At 24.4% G+C, this 17432-nt stretch carries 33 protein-coding genes; 4 read left to right on the top strand and 29 right to left on the bottom strand.

All coding sequences use genetic code 11. From position 1 onward, the window contains the following. Window positions 1-152: 152 nt before the first annotated feature. The 24 genes from AYC59_RS02795 to AYC59_RS02680 all read right to left on the bottom strand — a co-directional run bounded on the left by AYC59_RS02795 (window position 153) and on the right by AYC59_RS02680 (window position 13364). Window positions 153-650, bottom strand: a complete 498-nt coding sequence (locus tag AYC59_RS02795) for a DUF1492 domain-containing protein (protein WP_066894991.1) — start codon at window positions 648-650, stop codon at window positions 153-155. Next, window positions 647-1393, bottom strand: a complete 747-nt coding sequence (locus AYC59_RS02790; RefSeq protein WP_066894989.1) for a hypothetical protein — start codon at window positions 1391-1393, stop codon at window positions 647-649. The genes AYC59_RS02795 and AYC59_RS02790 overlap by 4 nt, the downstream gene beginning before the upstream one ends. Continuing rightward, entirely contained in the window at window positions 1380-1622 is a 243-nt protein-coding gene (locus tag AYC59_RS02785) for a hypothetical protein (protein ID WP_066894987.1), read from the bottom strand. Before AYC59_RS02785 ends, AYC59_RS02790 begins: the two co-directional genes overlap by 14 nt. Continuing rightward, window positions 1603-2079 (bottom strand): hypothetical protein, encoded by a 477-nt coding sequence (locus AYC59_RS02780; protein WP_066894985.1) that lies wholly within the window; start codon window positions 2077-2079, stop codon window positions 1603-1605. The genes AYC59_RS02785 and AYC59_RS02780 overlap by 20 nt, the downstream gene beginning before the upstream one ends. Next, on the bottom strand, window positions 2069-2545 hold the full coding sequence (locus tag AYC59_RS02775) for a hypothetical protein (RefSeq protein WP_066894983.1): 477 nt from the start codon (window positions 2543-2545) through the stop codon (window positions 2069-2071). The genes AYC59_RS02780 and AYC59_RS02775 overlap by 11 nt, the downstream gene beginning before the upstream one ends. Window positions 2546-2570: 25 nt before the next feature. Then, window positions 2571-2810 (bottom strand): DUF3310 domain-containing protein, encoded by a 240-nt coding sequence (locus AYC59_RS02770; RefSeq protein WP_066894981.1) that lies wholly within the window; start codon window positions 2808-2810, stop codon window positions 2571-2573. Window positions 2811-2877: 67 nt separating this feature from the next. After that, window positions 2878-3162: a hypothetical protein gene (locus AYC59_RS02765; RefSeq protein ID WP_066894979.1), complete on the bottom strand. Its 285-nt coding sequence runs from the start codon at window positions 3160-3162 to the stop codon at window positions 2878-2880. Then, entirely contained in the window at window positions 3153-3629 is a 477-nt protein-coding gene (locus AYC59_RS02760) for a hypothetical protein (RefSeq protein WP_066894977.1), read from the bottom strand. The genes AYC59_RS02765 and AYC59_RS02760 overlap by 10 nt, the downstream gene beginning before the upstream one ends. Window positions 3630-3632: 3 nt before the next feature. Then, window positions 3633-4109: a hypothetical protein gene (locus AYC59_RS02755; RefSeq protein ID WP_066894975.1), complete on the bottom strand. Its 477-nt coding sequence runs from the start codon at window positions 4107-4109 to the stop codon at window positions 3633-3635. Between the two features lie 19 nt (window positions 4110-4128). Beyond that, on the bottom strand, window positions 4129-4530 hold the full coding sequence (locus AYC59_RS02750) for a YopX family protein (protein ID WP_066894973.1): 402 nt from the start codon (window positions 4528-4530) through the stop codon (window positions 4129-4131). After that, a complete protein-coding gene (locus AYC59_RS02745; RefSeq protein WP_156445466.1) occupies window positions 4517-4825 on the bottom strand; it encodes a hypothetical protein in 309 nt (102 codons plus the stop codon). Before AYC59_RS02745 ends, AYC59_RS02750 begins: the two co-directional genes overlap by 14 nt. Continuing rightward, window positions 4825-5061 (bottom strand): hypothetical protein, encoded by a 237-nt coding sequence (locus AYC59_RS02740; RefSeq protein ID WP_066894969.1) that lies wholly within the window; start codon window positions 5059-5061, stop codon window positions 4825-4827. Before AYC59_RS02740 ends, AYC59_RS02745 begins: the two co-directional genes overlap by 1 nt. Before the next feature lie 3 nt (window positions 5062-5064). Next, on the bottom strand, window positions 5065-6927 hold the full coding sequence (locus AYC59_RS02735; protein WP_066894967.1) for a DNA primase family protein: 1863 nt from the start codon (window positions 6925-6927) through the stop codon (window positions 5065-5067). A 17-nt stretch (window positions 6928-6944) separates the two neighbouring features. After that, a complete protein-coding gene (locus AYC59_RS02730) occupies window positions 6945-8753 on the bottom strand; it encodes a hypothetical protein (RefSeq protein WP_066894965.1) in 1809 nt (602 codons plus the stop codon). Window positions 8754-8780: 27 nt separating this feature from the next. Continuing rightward, complete coding sequence (locus AYC59_RS02725) at window positions 8781-9203, bottom strand: hypothetical protein (RefSeq protein WP_066894963.1); 423 nt, start codon at window positions 9201-9203, stop codon at window positions 8781-8783. A gap of 19 nt (window positions 9204-9222) precedes the next feature. Continuing rightward, complete coding sequence (locus AYC59_RS02720) at window positions 9223-9951, bottom strand: ATP-binding protein (RefSeq protein WP_066894961.1); 729 nt, start codon at window positions 9949-9951, stop codon at window positions 9223-9225. Between the two features lie 2 nt (window positions 9952-9953). After that, the gene (locus AYC59_RS02715) at window positions 9954-10310 is read right to left on the bottom strand and encodes a hypothetical protein (protein WP_066894959.1); all 357 of its coding nucleotides are present in this window, start codon (window positions 10308-10310) and stop codon (window positions 9954-9956) included. Then, window positions 10303-10911 (bottom strand): YqaJ viral recombinase family protein, encoded by a 609-nt coding sequence (locus AYC59_RS02710; protein WP_066894956.1) that lies wholly within the window; start codon window positions 10909-10911, stop codon window positions 10303-10305. Before AYC59_RS02710 ends, AYC59_RS02715 begins: the two co-directional genes overlap by 8 nt. A gap of 4 nt (window positions 10912-10915) precedes the next feature. After that, window positions 10916-12103, bottom strand: a complete 1188-nt coding sequence (locus AYC59_RS02705) for a helicase-related protein (protein ID WP_066894954.1) — start codon at window positions 12101-12103, stop codon at window positions 10916-10918. Further along, window positions 12093-12341, bottom strand: a complete 249-nt coding sequence (locus AYC59_RS02700; protein ID WP_066894952.1) for a hypothetical protein — start codon at window positions 12339-12341, stop codon at window positions 12093-12095. The genes AYC59_RS02705 and AYC59_RS02700 overlap by 11 nt, the downstream gene beginning before the upstream one ends. A gap of 32 nt (window positions 12342-12373) precedes the next feature. Next, window positions 12374-12691: a VRR-NUC domain-containing protein gene (locus AYC59_RS02695; RefSeq protein ID WP_066894949.1), complete on the bottom strand. Its 318-nt coding sequence runs from the start codon at window positions 12689-12691 to the stop codon at window positions 12374-12376. Next, window positions 12688-12870: a hypothetical protein gene (locus AYC59_RS02690; protein WP_066894947.1), complete on the bottom strand. Its 183-nt coding sequence runs from the start codon at window positions 12868-12870 to the stop codon at window positions 12688-12690. The genes AYC59_RS02695 and AYC59_RS02690 overlap by 4 nt, the downstream gene beginning before the upstream one ends. Continuing rightward, window positions 12860-13135: a hypothetical protein gene (locus tag AYC59_RS02685; RefSeq protein ID WP_066894946.1), complete on the bottom strand. Its 276-nt coding sequence runs from the start codon at window positions 13133-13135 to the stop codon at window positions 12860-12862. Before AYC59_RS02685 ends, AYC59_RS02690 begins: the two co-directional genes overlap by 11 nt. Then, window positions 13128-13364 carry a hypothetical protein gene (locus AYC59_RS02680; protein WP_066894944.1) on the bottom strand — a complete coding sequence of 79 codons (237 nt, stop codon included), beginning with the start codon at window positions 13362-13364 and terminating at the stop codon, window positions 13128-13130. Before AYC59_RS02680 ends, AYC59_RS02685 begins: the two co-directional genes overlap by 8 nt. A 66-nt stretch (window positions 13365-13430) precedes the next feature. Here AYC59_RS02680 and AYC59_RS02675 point away from each other — a divergent pair, with 66 nt between their 5' ends. Further along, window positions 13431-13820 (top strand): hypothetical protein, encoded by a 390-nt coding sequence (locus AYC59_RS02675; protein ID WP_066894942.1) that lies wholly within the window; start codon window positions 13431-13433, stop codon window positions 13818-13820. On the opposite strand, the gene AYC59_RS02670 is transcribed toward AYC59_RS02675, so the two are convergent. Then, window positions 13815-14051: a hypothetical protein gene (locus AYC59_RS02670; protein ID WP_066894940.1), complete on the bottom strand. Its 237-nt coding sequence runs from the start codon at window positions 14049-14051 to the stop codon at window positions 13815-13817. The genes AYC59_RS02675 and AYC59_RS02670 overlap by 6 nt on opposite strands. 157 nt (window positions 14052-14208) lie before the next feature. Here AYC59_RS02670 and AYC59_RS07745 point away from each other — a divergent pair, with 157 nt between their 5' ends. Further along, complete coding sequence (locus tag AYC59_RS07745) at window positions 14209-14367, top strand: hypothetical protein (RefSeq protein ID WP_156445465.1); 159 nt, start codon at window positions 14209-14211, stop codon at window positions 14365-14367. 2 nt (window positions 14368-14369) lie between these two features. On the opposite strand, the gene AYC59_RS02665 is transcribed toward AYC59_RS07745, so the two are convergent. From AYC59_RS02665 to AYC59_RS02650, 4 genes are read right to left on the bottom strand one after another with little or no spacing between them, the layout of a single operon-like run. Next, window positions 14370-14555: a hypothetical protein gene (locus tag AYC59_RS02665; protein WP_066894938.1), complete on the bottom strand. Its 186-nt coding sequence runs from the start codon at window positions 14553-14555 to the stop codon at window positions 14370-14372. 4 nt (window positions 14556-14559) lie between these two features. Continuing rightward, window positions 14560-14862: a hypothetical protein gene (locus tag AYC59_RS02660; RefSeq protein WP_066894936.1), complete on the bottom strand. Its 303-nt coding sequence runs from the start codon at window positions 14860-14862 to the stop codon at window positions 14560-14562. A gap of 18 nt (window positions 14863-14880) precedes the next feature. Beyond that, window positions 14881-15144 (bottom strand): hypothetical protein, encoded by a 264-nt coding sequence (locus AYC59_RS02655; RefSeq protein WP_066894934.1) that lies wholly within the window; start codon window positions 15142-15144, stop codon window positions 14881-14883. After that, window positions 15128-15415 (bottom strand): hypothetical protein, encoded by a 288-nt coding sequence (locus AYC59_RS02650; RefSeq protein ID WP_066894932.1) that lies wholly within the window; start codon window positions 15413-15415, stop codon window positions 15128-15130. Before AYC59_RS02650 ends, AYC59_RS02655 begins: the two co-directional genes overlap by 17 nt. Before the next feature lie 238 nt (window positions 15416-15653). Between AYC59_RS02650 and AYC59_RS02645 the strand changes: the two genes are divergently transcribed. Then, a complete protein-coding gene (locus AYC59_RS02645; RefSeq protein ID WP_066894930.1) occupies window positions 15654-16043 on the top strand; it encodes a helix-turn-helix domain-containing protein in 390 nt (129 codons plus the stop codon). A 639-nt stretch (window positions 16044-16682) separates the two neighbouring features. Next, entirely contained in the window at window positions 16683-17420 is a 738-nt protein-coding gene (locus AYC59_RS02640) for a DUF3800 domain-containing protein (protein WP_066894928.1), read from the top strand. The last annotated feature ends 12 nt before the right edge of the window (window positions 17421-17432 follow it).

The raw sequence follows: 17432 nt of genomic DNA, 5'->3' as shown, positions 1-17432 counted from the left end.
ATGTTTGAGTGTGTTTTTCTTTTACTGTGAAATATATATAATTTTACATAAAAAATACATTGTAGGGTACAATAAAGATACTAGAAAGTTACAAAAATTATAAATAGTAAAATTTTAATCTATAAAAAAATAAATGGCAGTTAAACTACCATTTATATAAACATAACACTTTTTATTTCGCTTAAAAGTTCGTTTTTTCTTTCAAAATATGTTGATCTACTAATACCTAAAGTTCCTATAATTTGTTCAACCTTTAATTTATCAAAATAAGTTAATGGAATTATTTGATAATATTCTTCAACTTTTATAATTTCTAGAGCTATTTTTATTTCAGTTGTGATATAAATCAATTTAGCTCTTTTTTGCTCATATAAATTTAATGTATCTTCTAATTTTTCAACGTGATCTTTAAATTTATGTGATGTTTGAACTTTTTCTCCATCGGAATTAGAGTTAGATACAACATAACTACCTGAATTTATATAATTTATTTTGTTATTTATATTTTCAATTAGACCTAAATATTTAATATATTTTCTAAGTAAAGTCTCTAATTTTTTATCTCTAAACGCTTCTACTGCTTCATCTATGGTTGATAATTCTTCTTTAACTTTTTTATCAATATATTTTTTTATTTCGTTTTCTTTCAATGTAAACCTCCATAAAAATATTTATTTTTATTAGGTGTAATTAGTTCTATAGTTTCTTTTATTCTTGATTCTAATAAATCAGATTTTTTCATTAATTCTTTTATTTTTTCTTCTGTTACATTAATATCTCCAGTTAATTCAACTAAAGAATGTGGTATTAAATTATATATTTGTGTAGTTAATGTTCTAAGAGTCCTAATATATTTTTTATCAAATAATCTTAATAAAACACTATTATCTATATCATTAAGTTTTTCTTTTAACGTTTTTATATTAGCTAACAACTTCATATAAGTATGATTGATGAATAACATATACTTATCAATTTCTATTGTTGACATATAAATACTCATATAACTTTTCATTTTAGTATATTCAATAGCTGTAGCTTTAGTAGCTAATTCTTTTAAGTCTTTATTTTTAACATATCTAAAAGTTAATTTTTCAGTTTCTTTTGAAATGTTTTCACAATCAATTATAAACATCAATAATCTATCAATTAGTTTTAATTCCTTTGAAAAAGAATCTTCAGCTATAATTTCATTATTGAGTTTAACATTATAACTTTTTTTAGAATGATCAGCAATTTTCCATAATACATCTGAATAGTGTATTATATGATATATTAATATAATAATAACACCTAGTTTTTCATCTTCCTGAGATTCTAAAACTATTGGTGGCTGTTTTGACATTTTTCTAATTTCCTTTTTAGTATTAGTTTTAACTTTAATTTTCCTCATAGTCGTACCTCATATATCTAGCTGTGCTTCTAATATTAGAGTTTAATTTATCACAAAATAGATCTGCTTCTTTTCTAGTTCTAAAATAGTTACCGTGTGAATATCTTGTATTATCATAATCAATTTTAATGTCCGATGCACGATGTGGCTCAAAAGATAGATATCTATCGTCAAAATATACATAATAATAGTATTTACTTTCTTTAGCTCTAAATCTTTTCTTTTTCATAATCGTATTCTCCGTTTTTACATTTTTCAAATAATGGACCAACAGCTTCACTTAAGTCATCTGCAAATTTCTGTGCTTCTTTTTGTGTTCTGAAATAGTTACCTGATGTATAAGCTTTATTATCAGAATTATAATATTTTTCAACATTTTCAAGAGTTCCAAAATCACCCTCATTGTAAACAAAATATGCCTGATAATATTTTTCATCTTTTTCAGCTCTCCATCTTTCCGATTTTTCATAGAAATCAGTAATATCATTTCTACGATAATAATAATTTTCATAATTTAAGCGACCATCTTCAATTTGAAATATGAATATATCATTACTATTAATATCACAGTTTATTTTTATAACTTTCATATTAAAATAATACAAATTTTTCAAACAGTCATTTTTTTCATTTGTATTATCTTTTATCCATTCTTTTAATTCTGCTACAGTTAATCTAATTTTCATTTTTTAATTCCTCTTTCCACAATTCAATTAAATAATCTTTCATTTTACTAGCAAATCTTTTAGCTTGATTTTCAGTTAAGAAATAGTTGTATGATTTATAATGAGAAGTACTATACAGTCCTCTAAAATCTGTTATTCTTTCAACTTTAAACTTAGATGAAATAAAATAATAATCTTGATTTTCCGTTGCTCTATCTATTTTAAATGTTAATTGTTTATGTAATTTATAAATAGCTTTTTCTAAGTCATCTAAATGACCACTATAAATAAGTTTAGCTTTTTGAAAATATAAATGATAATAAAAAATATTAGTGGATTGATGTGTATATATTCTATTGTTATCATCTATATAAAAATATTTTTCATTATATGAATCTATAAAACAAACATAATATTCTTTATTTAATTCTAGTATCTTTATTGTTATAAAATCTTCTATTTCAATTTTTTTCATTGTTTCTTCCATAATATTATTCTCCTTTTAGTATTATTTATATTACTTTTTCTAATTGTTCTACAGTCCAGTTTAAATATTGAATAGCTTTTTTTAAATCTTCTACACCATTTTTTTTATTATGCCTAATGATATATTTAAGAGCATTACCTATATTAAAAGCTACATTTCCTTTTAAATCTTTTATAACTTCATCTATAACATCTTTACTTTTTATAGGTAAATCCCAGTCATAATGATTTGGTAATTCAATATTATTTTTTACTTCTTTACACATTTTATATCATCTCCACACTTTCCATAACAAATATAAAAACACCATACACATAATAATGCTAAACATTTTAATTATCATTATTAACACCATACTTACTTTTTTTATATTTTTCTAATTTATTTATATGATTTTCAAAATCAATCTCTGTTGTGTTTATCATTCCTAAAAGATTAATGCTAGCAGTGATTAAATCAAGCACCTCATCTTTTATTTTATCAATATTCTTTTTATCAACTTCAACCTTAACTTCTTCAAACTCTTCATATACTTTGTCAATCTGACTTCTAATAGTGTTGCCTGCACAGAAAGAGTAGTAATTTTTTAGTTTATTTAAATCAAATTCTATTTGCATTTTAATAACTCCTCTTTCCACAACTCAATCAAATAATCTTGCATTTTGCTAGCAAATCTTTCAGCTTGAGCTTTGCTTAAAAAATAGTTATATGTTTTATGTCGATTATTATCGTATTCTCTGTTTAATTCAATATCTTTTATAGCAGTAAAAACACTAGAAATTGCATAAAATTCTTGTTCTTTTTCAGCTCTAGGTATTTCACCTGTTGTGAGCTCTTTATGCAAATTATAAATAGCTTTTTCTAAATGCTCTACATTGATAATGCTGATAGTAAAAGGTATATCAATACTTAAAACATATGATATACTAGCTTTTGTGTAAGTTTTCAAGAAGTTGTCTACATCAGCATAAAAATACTGATTACTAAAGTTTTCTACATAATATACACAGTACTTATCATTTATCTTAACTATTTTTACCTTTATAAAATTAGGTATTTCTATTATTTTTACTTGTTCTTCCATTACTTATTCTCCTTTTAAATATTCTTCTTTTCTCAATTTAATTAAATATTCTTTTAATTTTTTGGCACATTTTTCAGCTTCTTCTTTAGTCAAAAAATAATTAAAAGAGTTATATAGTTTATTATCCGTAGGGTATTTTTCTTCTGTAAATGATTTTACTTCAAAATAATCATTAATGTAGTAATATTTTGCATATTTTTCCGCTCTTTCTATTTTAAATGTTAATTGTTTATACAAGTTATAAATATCTTTTTTTAACATATTTAAGTCATTCCTATGGATGACTATAGCTCTTTGAAGATACAAAAAACCATAATTAACATAAGTTGGCTGATGTGTACACAATACATTATCTTCTTTAATATAAAAATATTTTTCATTATATTTATCTACAAAATAAAAACAAACTTCGTTATTCAATTCTAAAATTCTTATATTAATGAAATCTGGTATTTCAATATTTTTTATTAATTTATCCATAAATCTCTCCTTTTAAATTTTATTTATTATCTTGTTCTAACAACTCTTTATTTTCATAGATATTACCTATGATTTGATAATCTGTTTTTTTATAGTATGAAAGATATTCTGTTCTAGTTGTATCTTTATTTAAAGGTATTAATACAAAACTAGCTCTATCTTCATCAAATTCAACAATCATATTATATGTTTCATCACTTAATTCACTAGATATTTCAACAATATCTCCATCGTAAATTCCATTATCATAAACATCTGTTATTCCTGTAAATTGCATTAAATCAACATCGCCAAAACTTAATACATGTTCTAAACTCTCTTTATCATAAACTGTTATTAAATCATTAGTAAAATCAATGCTATTAACAGTTTTCGTTTTCTTTTCATCTAAATCCCAAGCCCTAAATTTAATTTTTCTCATTTTGTCTATCCCTCCAAACTAAATAACTGTTTACAAATGTATAAAGTGCTTTCTTTGTCATTTCTAAATCAAAGTGATTGTTATAACAATGACCTGTATCAAATCCGATATAATGTTCTCCAAAAAAATCATTTCCAACATATGTTATTTCTTCACTTAGAAAATCATCATCTTCTGTTAAAGTTTTAGTGCTATCCATTAAATAACCACCATACCATTTATGGTGAGGTGCTTGTATAACTCTAATCTTAATATTTATTCCTTTATATTTGCTTTCAAAAACTACATCGTTCATCATCTTATCACCTCAAAATTTAATAGTTGTGATATTATATATTCGGAAGTTCCATTCATTATTGCTTTTTCCTCAGAATCTAAAACCCTATATCTAAGAGGGTGTATTGTATCATGATTTAAATCTTTATATTTATATATGATTATTTTTTCAATATAATGTAATCTGTTGTTATTTGTATTTATAAGAGTAGAACCTACTATATTTTCTAAATCTTTTATATTTATTAACACCATTTCTTAATTCTCCTTAAAATAAATTCTTGTACTTTTACCATTTACATATGCAATTTTACTAGTATAACCTAAATCGCTGAGTTTATTAGTAAACCTATTTTTAGAATAAGGTTTAACATTTTCACTTTCACAAAATGCAACATATTGCATATAAATATTTTTTTGTGGAATGTTATGAATAACTTGATTATTTTCAACTAAATAATATTCTATAAATGATTTAACACTATCACTTTCCATAATATATTTATTTGTTAAATCTTTAGATAATTTAGGTTCTGTCATTTTTCCTGAATTTTGTTTTATTCGTTCAATACCTTTTAATGCAAGGTTTAATATATAACTTTTAGCATTATCAGTAGATAATTTACTATCTATTAAAAGATCCACTTCTTTAACTATATTATTACAAGGTATAACTCTTACACGCCTTTCGATACCACCTGATTTATCTTTAAATCGTGGCATTTCATTACAAGAGAAGAGTAATGTTGCTTTATTTCTAAATTTTTTAGGATTTTGATATAATTCACGTGCTGATATAGTATTCCCTGAAGTTAAATTTTTAAAATTTCTACTCGATGGAATAATTGCATCATCAATATCATCACCACAGTTTAAAAGTTTATCTCTTAGAACTGCTAGATTTTCTTCTTTTCCCATTTGTTCTAATGCCAAGGATTCTGATAAATCGCCACAAAAATTGTTAAGCATTTGGAAAAAAGTACTTTTACCATTTTTACCACTATTTGCTAAAAAGAAAAATGCATGCTGTGGAAAACCAGTAGTAAGTAAAATATGTCCCATAATTTCTTCTAGTAACAATCTTAGTTCTTTATCACCACATATAAACCAATTTAAAAATTTATCTACATTTTCATCATAAACGGTAGGGTTGTAAGCTACATTTAAATTATATGGTGTAAAATCTTCCATAGATGGCTCAATAATACCATTATTTATACAGTAACCATTGTTAAGATTAATTTTTAAATATTCATCATCAACTACATTTGCAGTTTTACTAAGTTGATGATATAGTTCTTTGTCTTGTGTTTTTCTTAAATTTAAATCCATTTTTTTTACCTCTCTATAAAGTTCTAACTCACTTCTACTAAACTTGGATCCTACTCTAAAATATAAAATATCATTATAACTTACACAGCTTAATTTACGTTCTAAATATCCAGATAATTTAAATATATCTAAAGTTTGGTTGCCGTTTTTATCATTAGAAAACAAATCTAAATTACTATTAGCGTGATTGAGTACACTGTTAACAATGTTATTAACTTCATCTTCACTCAAAGGGTTTAGCATAAGTGATCGTATGATTTCAGATAATATCTTAATAGATTTCAAATTAGTTAGAATGTTACTGCATTCTAATAAATGTCTATATAGAATATCATTACGTGTTCCCTCAACAGCTGATATAACATCTTCTTTGGAATTAGTTGGAAATAAGGATGGAATTAATTCAGGATAATCAGTGATATCAGGGTTGATTACTTCACGTTCTACACCATCTAATTTAATTATGGCATATTGTTTTTTTCCACCCATACCTGTTTTATAATCAACAGGTGTTCCTAAAATAGTAATAGTGTGAGTTGTATTTTTAATAATATTATTTTTAGGAGCTTTAAAATATAAATGATATCCTCTTTTGGTTTTAATAGCACGAGTAGGAAACTGTGATAAAATATATTCAGCTACGTGAATGTTACTATCAAAATCTACAACCACAGTATTTTCATCTAAAATAAGTCCAGCAGATTCTAAATTATCATAACTAGTGTGAAAGGTATTATAATCATGTTTAGGTGTTTTATCACTATTTAATTCAATATATTTTTTATCCAAAATTATAATCTCCTTTCTTAGACAATATCAAACAAACTGTATTGTGTATTAATATTATTTATATTAACTTCCTTTATGTTTTCAAGTAATGATTTTTTACATAACTCTATATACCAATCACGGTCTATTATATTAGGATTCATACTTTCTATATCATCGTTATGTATATATGTATTAGGTGGAGTGTTAGAGTATTTATCGTATTTATTTCCTTTAACCTTATAAATCATACCTTTATTTTTAAATTTACTAGCAAAAATTCTATTGACTTTATTAGGTAACATTGTGTAATTATCAGTCATTCTATCATATTGAGCTAAACCATCATATTTGGAACTTGATTTACCTACAATTTGAAAAACTATTAATTTATTTTCTTTTATCATTTTATCAACAGTATCTTCAACACTCATACCATCAATATAATAATTTTTAAAAGCTATATCTATGATAGGTAAACTATAACTTTCAAAATTATTCTTATTGTAGTCCCAGTTTTTCACACGACCTTTTCCTTTTATTTTTCCATCGGAAGTAACCATCAAATAATTATTTACATCCCTTTGAAAAATAGATTTTAAAGTATCCTGTCCTAATTTTAAATTATAATCACTTTCCCATTCACTTTTTATTTTTAAAATAGTATCTAAATCTTTATCATCATAAGCAAATATAATACCATCAGTATTAGATTGTATTAAAGTTGAATATGGAGAAAGTCTAACGATTAAATCTGTTAGTAATAGTTGACCATTAATACAAATATTGTTGGCTTGTACTGGATCAAACATTTTAGAATATTTATCTTTAGTAGCACCATAGCTAGCATTAAGTAATATTTTATAAATGTATTCCATTTTATTACCTTCATGTTTAAGTTTAAATCTTGTATCATATAAATTTTTAAAATCACTTGGATTTTCACAAGCACGACTTAAAAAATTATATTCAATCATTAAAGATGGATAAAAACTTGAAACATCAAAATATAATATATTACCCTCACATTTAAAAGCTTTTCTCCCAGCATGTGTACCACCGAAACCATAAGTATGCTCAACATCATTTACCACAATTTTTATATTACGTTTTTCTAGTTCTTCAAAAGGTACACCTTTTGAGAAATCGAGTTTAATTTGATTATAAAAATTTATTAGTTCAAAAGGTATGTTTTCCCATTTAATTTTATTAATATATGTTATATTAAGCCTATCTTTTATAGCATTCTTTGGTAAATGTTTAGGATCAGCTTTCAAAACTTCTGAAGCAAGTGATGCACGTGTTTTTTTAATCATAGATTTATTAAGATTAAATTCCTTACGAATATCAAGTTTTGCCATGAAATAATCACGTCTCAAATTAAAAACATCTTCTGTATTCAAAACATCGTGATAACAATAATCACAGACTTCTGATAATTCCTTCATTGTCAACTTTCTATCTATATCAAAAGGTACAGTGGTTTCTTTTATACTTTTACCACGATTACATTCAGTAGCTTTAAGTCCTACCCCCATTTGCAATTCTTGTATACAATCTAAAGTTACAACTGAATTCATTGCATTTCTGAAATGGATTTGTTCTCCGTTAATAATAGCTTGAGATAATTCATAAATCTGATTATTATTATAATTTAATTTGATTAAAGCATATAATATTAAATCATCGTAATTATAATTATTGAAACCTATCAAACATTGACAATGAGTTAAATTTTCTTTTAATTCTTCAATATCGTTATGAGCTATAAATAATTTTTTAGTACCTACTTCTTTCATAACAACTAACCAATCTTCTTTAAATACTTCTATATCGTACACAAACATAATAGCTCCTATAAAGTGAGATAGATCTTAAAGATCTATCTCACAAGTTTGATAACCATTTTTATTAGTTTTAAGAGTAAAACTACAATTTTTATTTATAATAAATGGTAACATATTTGATACAAATGTTTGTGGATCTGTACAAGCAGGTGCTATATACTGATTAAAATCAATTTGTTTATTTTGTGAAATTCTATATAAAGAAGTCATTAAAGCTTGCATATTAAATTTAATTGTTTTCTCACTAATTTTGATAAAGTACATATAGTCTTCATCAGTAAGAGTTTTTAATTTTAATTGATAACGAATACCATCCTCTACTTCTGTATAACTAAAATCAACTAAAACTCCTTGATAATTTCCATCAGGTAATTGATTGTTGTTATATCCTGCGTTAACATCAATTTTAATCCCGTTTATTTGTGTAAGTAAATCATTTGTAAAATTCATAAAATATCATCTCCTTAAATTATTTATTGTTTATATTATTGTTAATATTATTAATAGGTTGTTGTACACGTTCAAATAAATTCTGTGTATCTTTTAAAGCATTATAAATTATAGGGTTCTTTATATCTTCGTGTTTATAATTATCACGTTTACTTGTTACTAGTTTTGTATAAGTATTACCTATTTTTAAAGTTTGTAATTGTAAATCACATCTTCCTAAACAAGCATTAAGTGCATTATTACTTAAACTAGGTAGTGAATGTGATGTATCATTACCTCTCATATCTTTTTCAGTTATAGTCACGATATGAGATATAAATATAATGTTAAATCTTAATTTAGATAAATACATCATTAATTGTTTCCATTTAGATTTAAATAATGAATATCCTTTACCAAAAGGAAAATCTGCAAGTGATTCATAATTCTTTTTAGATTCTCTATTTTCATCTTCAATAATGTCATTAATAAGCATCATCTCAATATCATCAACTAAATCTATTATTATTGTTTCAAAACTATGTTCTGTTTTTTCTAAAGTCGTAATAACTTCTGTAAAATGTTTGAAGTTTAATATATCTATACTAGGTGTATCAACTTTTCTAGCATTACCATCTGTATTTAATAGAATAGGGTTTGGAAATTGTCTAGCAAAGTAAGTTTTTCCTGTCATAGAAGCACCCCACACTAAAAACATTCTGGGCGTTTTATCAAAGTCAGTAGGTTTATTTTCTGGTAATATAATCATAATTATTCTCCTTTATTAATTAATGTTATTCTTAAACTAGGTTTTACATCAGATGTTTTTGAATATTTTTCATAAACTTCTGGTAATTCTTCTTTTAATTTTTTACTATCAACACTTATTCTAGTTGTAGCTGGAATTCTTGTAATAGTAAATTTATCTGTTTTAAGAGTTGTAATATCCCAATTCTCCATAGCTTGTAACAAATTCTTTTTATTATCATCACTTTTCTTTTTTAATTTTTTTATTTCTTCTTCTTTCAAAAGTATTTGTGTATTAAGAGCTTCTTCAAGCTGTGCATATCTCATAACTTCTGTCTGTTCTTTTTTAGTAGATATTTTTAATAATTCTATATTATCCACAATTACCTCCTTTAAATTTTTCAACTTCTATCCAAAAATCTTTGATTCTATCTAGTATTTCTTTTACAAGATGTGGAGCATATTTGATCTCAGTTACTTTTACATTTTCACTATCAAATTCTGTATTAAAATAGCTGTCATCTAAATGAAATTTAGGATCAAAACCTCTCCAAAAGTCATCAGGTCTTTTATATTGAATCAAATAACCTTTTTTACATTTAAATTTCCACATATAAAGCTGCATTTGTACCTCATAATCAATAGTATTAGAATGTTTTCCATCATTGGTTTTAATTTCAAATATAACTTTATTATTAGGGTCATATCCATCCGTATTACATCTAATACATTGCTTAAAAGATTTGCTACATTTAGGTTCACAATTAAAACCTAAAAGTTTATTAGCATAATTTCTTATTTTATCTTCCATAAGATTCCCATATTCGGTAAATTGATTACCATTAAAATTTCTTTCAACAATTCCTGCATATTCGAGGACTAGATCTTCACGTGTTTTATATTTGTTTAAACCTAATAATGTAGGAATGTCAGATCCACCAATAAATCGTGTACGATCTTGTGTAATAGTGTTCTTTTTCATAAATTCATCCTTTCCATAATTCTTCAACGAAATTTTGTTTCATATCTAAATTTTTCCAAATATCTTCTTCAATACTATTTAAAGTATTAAATTTAAATACTTGTACTTTTTTAGTTTGTCCAGTTCTATAAGCTCTTCCTAAAGCTTGACAATAATCTTGATAACTATAAGTAGGGGAGTAAAATACAACTAAATTATTATATTGTAATTCAATTCCAGCACCACCTGCTTTTATTTGCACTAAAGTAACTTTTCCTTTTTGTAAATCAAATTCTTCTTTTTTAGGAAAATTAGCTTGGTTTCCATTAATCAAATAATCTACTTTTATATTTTGAGTTATATTATTAAGTTCACTTTCAAAATTATAAAATATAAGTATGTTATCATCAGGTGACATAGTTTCAACTAATAATTTTAAATACTCAATTTTATCAGTAATATTACAATACTGCCTTAATTTACTACATAAATGAGGTTGAGTATCTAATGGAATAAGTTCACCGTTTAATTCAATAACTCTTGTTTTTTTAATTTTTTTATACTGACTGTTAGTTTTAAAATAGATATCTTCTATTTTTAGAACAGGAACGTATGCCATATCTCTATACCTAAGTACATCAGTTGATTTCAACTTCAATCTTATTTTAAAATCTTCCATATTTTGATAACCTACAACCTCTTTAATTCCTAAATAAGGGTTAATTCGTTCAATCATATACTTTTTATAAAAATGAAATTTATTTTTTATAAAGCCCCATAACATAAAATAATGAACGTGATCTTCAACTTTACTTCCTGGTGTTGCTGTTAAAAGTAAAAAATCAATACTATTATTTTTAATCAATTTATTTATACATTTTGATCTACCACTAGTAGAATTTTTAATGTAATGAGCTTCATCTATAATTAAAAAGTATTTTTCTTTTAAATTTAGTTTCTTTGCTTTATCGTAACTGATCACCGTGTATCGAGGAACAGTAAATCTAAAATGATTAGATACAACTTTTATTTCTCTGTCCCAACCACCCTCTTTAACTTTAACAGCTGGTGCTATTATTAAAAGAGGATATTCACTATAATTTTTAAAATAATAGTATAGAGCTATAATTGTTTTACCCGTACCTGTTTCAAGAGGTAATAAATATCCGTTTTTTATTTGATCATATATAATCTTTTGTTCATCATACAACATCAGTAAACCTGCTTAATGGTATTAATTTTTGTTTGTATAAAACTAAAAAATCATACTTACTAAAATATATACTATTTTCACTGATGCTCATTGTTTCAGAGTTGTATATTGTTACTCTAGCTGTAGTTTTTAAACCATTGTTATTTGTACTTTCCATAATTAGTTTATTCCCATGTTCATCAAGTATGTATAAACCTTTATAATGTTTTTTTGTTTTTAAAAATTCTTCAAAAGACATAAAACCTCCTTTATTTATGTTGATGGGTATTCTTACCTAATATCACTAGAAGTTGAGTATTGATTACAAACAGTCGAGTAAAATTGTAAGTAATCATCATAATTGTTTATAACGGCTGAATACCCACCACTTTTTTTAATATTTGCTATATGAATTTTTTGTAGATCACTAGTAATTCCTTTTCCATCTGGTCTTTTAACTTCAATTCCAACAAAATGACCATTAATACAAGCTATTATGTCAGGAATTCCAGATTTCATATAAAGGCTACCGTGAACTTTAAAATGATAATGTCCATTTTTTTCTAAATGTTTTTTTATTTTATTTTCTAAATCTTTTTCTTTTTTCACTTATTACCCTTTCCATATTTAAAAGTAGGATCTTCTTCAAATGTTCCTAAAAATAAAACTACTGATATACATAAAGATATAAAACCTAATATCCATAAAACTACACCTACAGGTGTTGAACTACCTAAAACCACGATTAAAGTTAAAATGATAGTTCCTAACATAAACCTAGTTAGCATATATAAAACCTCCTTTGAGTATTGCTGGTTTCATTTCTATAATCATTCCATTTGGACTTACGGATAATTTTAATAGTCCTATAGAATTAAGATATATTATTATATTTTCTATAGCTTGTTTATATTCTTTACTTGTATCTTTAGAAATAGTTGTTGTATAATTCATGAAATCAGAATATAAAATAGATTTTTTACAATTTTCACTTAATTGCTCAAGTTGCATCATTATTAACGGTGAAGCTAAACGTATTAATTTATTATTCATTATTATTCTCCTTAGTTTTTAAAAAATCTTCGTACTTTATTCCCATGTATTCTTCAACTTTTACAATTGGTATATGATATATCCAAGTTGTAGTACCTTGTGCATTTTCTTTTGGAATTGCAGTTCCAAACGGTAAACTCCCAGTTCTTAAACCCATTGAAACTTTCATAACACCACAGCCCATAAAATCAGCTGTTTCAGAAATGGTTAATGTTTGTTTTATTTTCATAATTATTATTTCCTTTCTTTATTTTTTGGAGTATAATATTTATATATTATTAAAAGGGGTGATTTTATGCCATTTGAATTAGATCCATATGACTATAAAATTTTAAAAATAATCAATGATAAAGGTCCTATTACAATATCTTCTTTAATAAATGATTTAAAACTTCATGAAGCAATTGTACAAACTAGAGTTGAATTTCTAACTAAAAGAAATTATCAATCTCCAATACATGCTGTTAAAGTAGCACTTTTAAAAAGAGAATGTGTTGGTCATAAACCTAATATCGATAAAGATGGTATATTCATAATAGGTGCACCCATATATTCTGATAAATTATCTTTAACAAAATATGGTAAATATTACTATGAATATAATAAACAACACATTTATGATAAAAGAGTGGATAATATTCTTTTATTTGTAACTAACCTTTTCAAAAAATTATTAGGGTTATAATTCATTGACTAGTTGCTTTATAGCATCTAGTTTTTTATTTTCTTTATTTTTCATTGCTAAGAAAATAGAGGCTACATATTTTTCAACATAAAATTCAATCATATATGTTTCATCTTCTTTTAAATTTAAACTTTTAATGAATTTATCTAAATCTTTCTTACAATTATCTATTGTATATAAATATTCTTCATCTATTTCTGGAGTTTTTAACTCTTCTTTTTCTTTCATCATTTTAAAATTTCCTTTCTTTTTAAATCTTGCACCCACAACACCAAGAAAAATTATATACGGAGGTTAAATGAAATCACGGCAACGTTATGAGTGCAAGAATTTTTTTTTCTTAATATATCTGTTTGTTAAGGTATAATATATCAGGAGGTGATATATTATGATAAGTTTAGAAGTTTTAGAAAAACATTTTAATGAAATTCAAACTAAACTCAATCAATTAAGTGTTTCAGAAAATGTGGATAAAGAAATCTTAATTGATATAATTAAGCAACAAACAGAACTTTTAAAATTGATAACTCAATTTAAAAGATGTTAATTTTATTTTGAAGTAGATAGGTGCAAGCTATCTACTTTTTCTCTTAATGTAAGAATTTCAATTTTTAATAATGATATAGCAGCTTCCAACTTTTCAAATTTTAATTCCTTTGTTTCTTGTTCATTTTTTTCTTGTTTCAATTTATAATTGTAATATTTTTCTAGTTCTTCATCTTTGTTTATATACATTTATCTATCCTTTCTTTCTTCCAAATAAATAGTCCATTGCTTCTTGGTCTGTCATCTCATCTTCTTGTGGGTTTAAGGTAATTGGTGACATATTTTTACCTTTACAAGGTAAATCGTTTTCAAAAAAAATATCTGTATTATCAACTTTTAAAAGATTTTTTAAAAATTCTAATTCAGTTTTTTTGAAAGAATTAGAATTTAACTTTCTATTAAAACTGATATATGATATATCTAATTCTTTAGCTACTGATTCTCTTGATAAACCATTTTCAATAATAAGTGCTAAAATTTTATTTTTATTTAACATACGAATCACTTCCTTTCTTTAATTAATATGATTAAATTCAATGTTAGTTTCAAAAGTATAAAATTGTTGATTTGCTACATCTAATTTATATAGTTCATAGCAAGTTACCATTTTAGGATGAAATTTTAAATAATCTAATATTTTCTTTTTTTCTTCAATAGTTGCAAGCCGTTTACCACGGAAGTTAGTGTAAGAATCAGATACTAAATATAATATAGTATTTTCATCTTTAAGTACTTTCTTTAATTGTGGTCTAGTTAATCTGTTATTTTTGATATTCATTATATACTCTCCTAATAGCATTTGATATAGCTTTGTGTTCTTTGTCAAAATAATTAAGTTCTACCCAATCACTTAATTTAGCTATCCATTTTAAATCATCTAAATTAAATAAGGCTGTTTTAGTTAAATATTTGAAACTCACATATAATACATCATCTATTATTAATATAGGCACATTACCCCAACCATCCATATTTAATTTTATTTTTTTCATTTCTAACATTTTAATCAACTCACTTTCTCTATCTTCACTAGTAGTATAACATATCATTTTTACCTTGTCAAGGTAATTTTGATAAAAAAAATAATATTTTAATATAAAATATATCAAAATGATTGATTTTTTTACATTTACAAGGTATAATTTATTTATCAAAATGACATAAAAAATATCATTTTGATATAAATTGTTTATCTATTTTGATATAAAGTATTTTAAAATGATATATTAATTTTGATATAAGATATTTCAAAATGATATATTTATAATTTTTAGGAGTGATTTATTTATGAAAAATGATATAGGTGTTAAAATTAAAAATCTAAGAAAGGAAAAGGGATATACCTTACAACAATTAGGAGAGTTAGCAGGAGTATATCATTCAGCTATAGCAAAATATGAAAACGGAACAGTTACTAATATTCCGATAGAAAGATTAACTGATTTGGCAAAAATTTTAGGAGTAAATGTCAGTTATTTTGTTGAAGACAAACACACGCAAAACCGCATAAACACTATGTTTATCACCCCCCCCCCCAAGGTAGAGATAGAAGAGGATATCAAAGCAAAAATAGATGTTATAACAGCAGTTTATGAGCAGTGTTTTGGGGTACTTAAAAACGAAAAAAAATCTATTCTTAATTATGTGATTTTCAGTTTTTATGATGCACAAAAATGATTGTTTAGAGTATGAAAAAATTTTTCATAAGTTGTGAAACATTTATTAAAAAGTGATTAACATAACCTTAATTCTTACAGACTTGAAATCTCTGTACACAGCATAAACACTAGCTCGGTGGCAATTTTCTTACAAAACATTACACTTTTATTTTAAAACTGTAATGTCCACGGAGTCAGTATTTATGCAGGTTATAATATACTTTCTTACAATATTACACTTTTTTTTAATAAATAGAATAATTTAAGTAATAATATAATATATATAGAATATAAAATATAAAAGAATAGCAAAAATTCTGTAATGTTTGTAAGAAAATGTATCTAGCCATCTGTTTATACAGGTTACAGACATTACACTTTCTGTAATAAAAGTGTAATTTTCAGTAATTGAAAATAATTTTTAACAATAAAACTTGATTTTTTAGAAAAAATAAGGTATATTATGAATGTAGATACAGTAATGTATTGCTACCTAAGTTTTACGGGTAACGAGTAGAGCACTTAAGCGTATGTTAAGTACGTCGTCCGTAAAGACCATTATTAAAAATAATGGGAAGTATTTGTGATTAAATACTAAAATATATAATAGACCTTGCTAAATTAGTGAGGTCTATTTTTTTGTTTTGAAAGGAGAAGAATGGATATATATGTATATTCTGATGAATCAGGAGTTTTTGACATTAAAACTGATAAATTTTATATTTATGCTGGATTAATATTTTTAGATAAAAAAACTAAGGATAAAAAGAAAAATAACTTTATTAATTTTGAGAAATCAATAAAAAGAAGATTAAATGTATCAAAAGAAACAGAATTAAAAGGATGTAATGTAAATCCTAAAATCGTTAATAGAATTTTTGATTACTTTAATGATTGTATAAAATTTTGTTGTATTATAGATATAGAAGATGTTTTAGAAGAAATAAGAAATAACAAATTCCATAAACAAAGATTTTTGGATTATGCATATAAAATGGGATTAAAGAATTGTATTTTACAATTAAAAAGTCAACTAAATGTTGATGAAGTAAAAAATATTTATATGTTTTTAGATGAAAGAAATACAGCTACAAGTGGGTATTATAGCTTTAAAGAAACTATACTTAAAGAATTTAAATATGGTAAATTTAATTATGAATATGGTACCAGAATTATGCCATTATTTCCTAACTTAGATAAAGTTGATATAAAATACGTAGATTCCTCAAATTCACCCTTGGTTAGAGGAGCAGACATGATAGCTAATAAAATATATAAAAGTTTTAAACATAATAAACATATAGATTTTATTGAAAATAAAGTCTATATAAAATATTTGCCAAAAGCAAAACATTTAGGAACTAATACATCTCAATTAAAGTATTATGATTTTTAATAATAGGAGAAG

Source organism: Pseudostreptobacillus hongkongensis, from assembly GCF_001559795.1.
Lineage (GTDB): Bacteria > Fusobacteriota > Fusobacteriia > Fusobacteriales > Leptotrichiaceae > Pseudostreptobacillus > Pseudostreptobacillus hongkongensis.
This window is presented reverse-complemented; position numbering and strand designations above follow the sequence as displayed.

Coding starts and splice junctions, on each gene's coding strand:
- AYC59_RS02775 (WP_066894983.1), bottom strand. CDS start 2,545: ATGGAAGAAACAATGAAAAAAATTGAAATAGAAGATTTTATAACAATA.
- AYC59_RS02670 (WP_066894940.1), bottom strand. CDS start 14,051: ATGATGAAAGAAAAAGAAGAGTTAAAAACTCCAGAAATAGATGAAGAA.
- AYC59_RS02710 (WP_066894956.1), bottom strand. CDS start 10,911: ATGAAAAAGAACACTATTACACAAGATCGTACACGATTTATTGGTGGA.
- AYC59_RS02705 (WP_066894954.1), bottom strand. CDS start 12,103: ATGTTGTATGATGAACAAAAGATTATATATGATCAAATAAAAAACGGA.
- AYC59_RS07745 (WP_156445465.1), top strand. CDS start 14,209: ATGATAAGTTTAGAAGTTTTAGAAAAACATTTTAATGAAATTCAAACT.
- AYC59_RS02685 (WP_066894946.1), bottom strand. CDS start 13,135: ATGAATAATAAATTAATACGTTTAGCTTCACCGTTAATAATGATGCAA.
- AYC59_RS02640 (WP_066894928.1), top strand. CDS start 16,683: ATGGATATATATGTATATTCTGATGAATCAGGAGTTTTTGACATTAAA.
- AYC59_RS02770 (WP_066894981.1), bottom strand. CDS start 2,810: ATGTGTAAAGAAGTAAAAAATAATATTGAATTACCAAATCATTATGAC.
- AYC59_RS02665 (WP_066894938.1), bottom strand. CDS start 14,555: ATGTATATAAACAAAGATGAAGAACTAGAAAAATATTACAATTATAAA.
- AYC59_RS02730 (WP_066894965.1), bottom strand. CDS start 8,753: ATGTTTGTGTACGATATAGAAGTATTTAAAGAAGATTGGTTAGTTGTT.
- AYC59_RS02655 (WP_066894934.1), bottom strand. CDS start 15,144: ATGAATATCAAAAATAACAGATTAACTAGACCACAATTAAAGAAAGTA.
- AYC59_RS02725 (WP_066894963.1), bottom strand. CDS start 9,203: ATGAATTTTACAAATGATTTACTTACACAAATAAACGGGATTAAAATT.
- AYC59_RS02755 (WP_066894975.1), bottom strand. CDS start 4,109: ATGGATAAATTAATAAAAAATATTGAAATACCAGATTTCATTAATATA.
- AYC59_RS02790 (WP_066894989.1), bottom strand. CDS start 1,393: ATGAGGAAAATTAAAGTTAAAACTAATACTAAAAAGGAAATTAGAAAA.
- AYC59_RS02745 (WP_156445466.1), bottom strand. CDS start 4,825: ATGAACGATGTAGTTTTTGAAAGCAAATATAAAGGAATAAATATTAAG.
- AYC59_RS02645 (WP_066894930.1), top strand. CDS start 15,654: ATGAAAAATGATATAGGTGTTAAAATTAAAAATCTAAGAAAGGAAAAG.
- AYC59_RS02660 (WP_066894936.1), bottom strand. CDS start 14,862: ATGTTAAATAAAAATAAAATTTTAGCACTTATTATTGAAAATGGTTTA.
- AYC59_RS02690 (WP_066894947.1), bottom strand. CDS start 12,870: ATGCTAACTAGGTTTATGTTAGGAACTATCATTTTAACTTTAATCGTG.
- AYC59_RS02780 (WP_066894985.1), bottom strand. CDS start 2,079: ATGAAAATTAGATTAACTGTAGCAGAATTAAAAGAATGGATAAAAGAT.
- AYC59_RS02765 (WP_066894979.1), bottom strand. CDS start 3,162: ATGCAAATAGAATTTGATTTAAATAAACTAAAAAATTACTACTCTTTC.
- AYC59_RS02750 (WP_066894973.1), bottom strand. CDS start 4,530: ATGAGAAAAATTAAATTTAGGGCTTGGGATTTAGATGAAAAGAAAACG.
- AYC59_RS02720 (WP_066894961.1), bottom strand. CDS start 9,951: ATGATTATATTACCAGAAAATAAACCTACTGACTTTGATAAAACGCCC.
- AYC59_RS02785 (WP_066894987.1), bottom strand. CDS start 1,622: ATGAAAAAGAAAAGATTTAGAGCTAAAGAAAGTAAATACTATTATTAT.
- AYC59_RS02760 (WP_066894977.1), bottom strand. CDS start 3,629: ATGGAAGAACAAGTAAAAATAATAGAAATACCTAATTTTATAAAGGTA.
- AYC59_RS02675 (WP_066894942.1), top strand. CDS start 13,431: ATGCCATTTGAATTAGATCCATATGACTATAAAATTTTAAAAATAATC.
- AYC59_RS02740 (WP_066894969.1), bottom strand. CDS start 5,061: ATGGTGTTAATAAATATAAAAGATTTAGAAAATATAGTAGGTTCTACT.
- AYC59_RS02700 (WP_066894952.1), bottom strand. CDS start 12,341: ATGTCTTTTGAAGAATTTTTAAAAACAAAAAAACATTATAAAGGTTTA.
- AYC59_RS02680 (WP_066894944.1), bottom strand. CDS start 13,364: ATGAAAATAAAACAAACATTAACCATTTCTGAAACAGCTGATTTTATG.
- AYC59_RS02650 (WP_066894932.1), bottom strand. CDS start 15,415: ATGATATGTTATACTACTAGTGAAGATAGAGAAAGTGAGTTGATTAAA.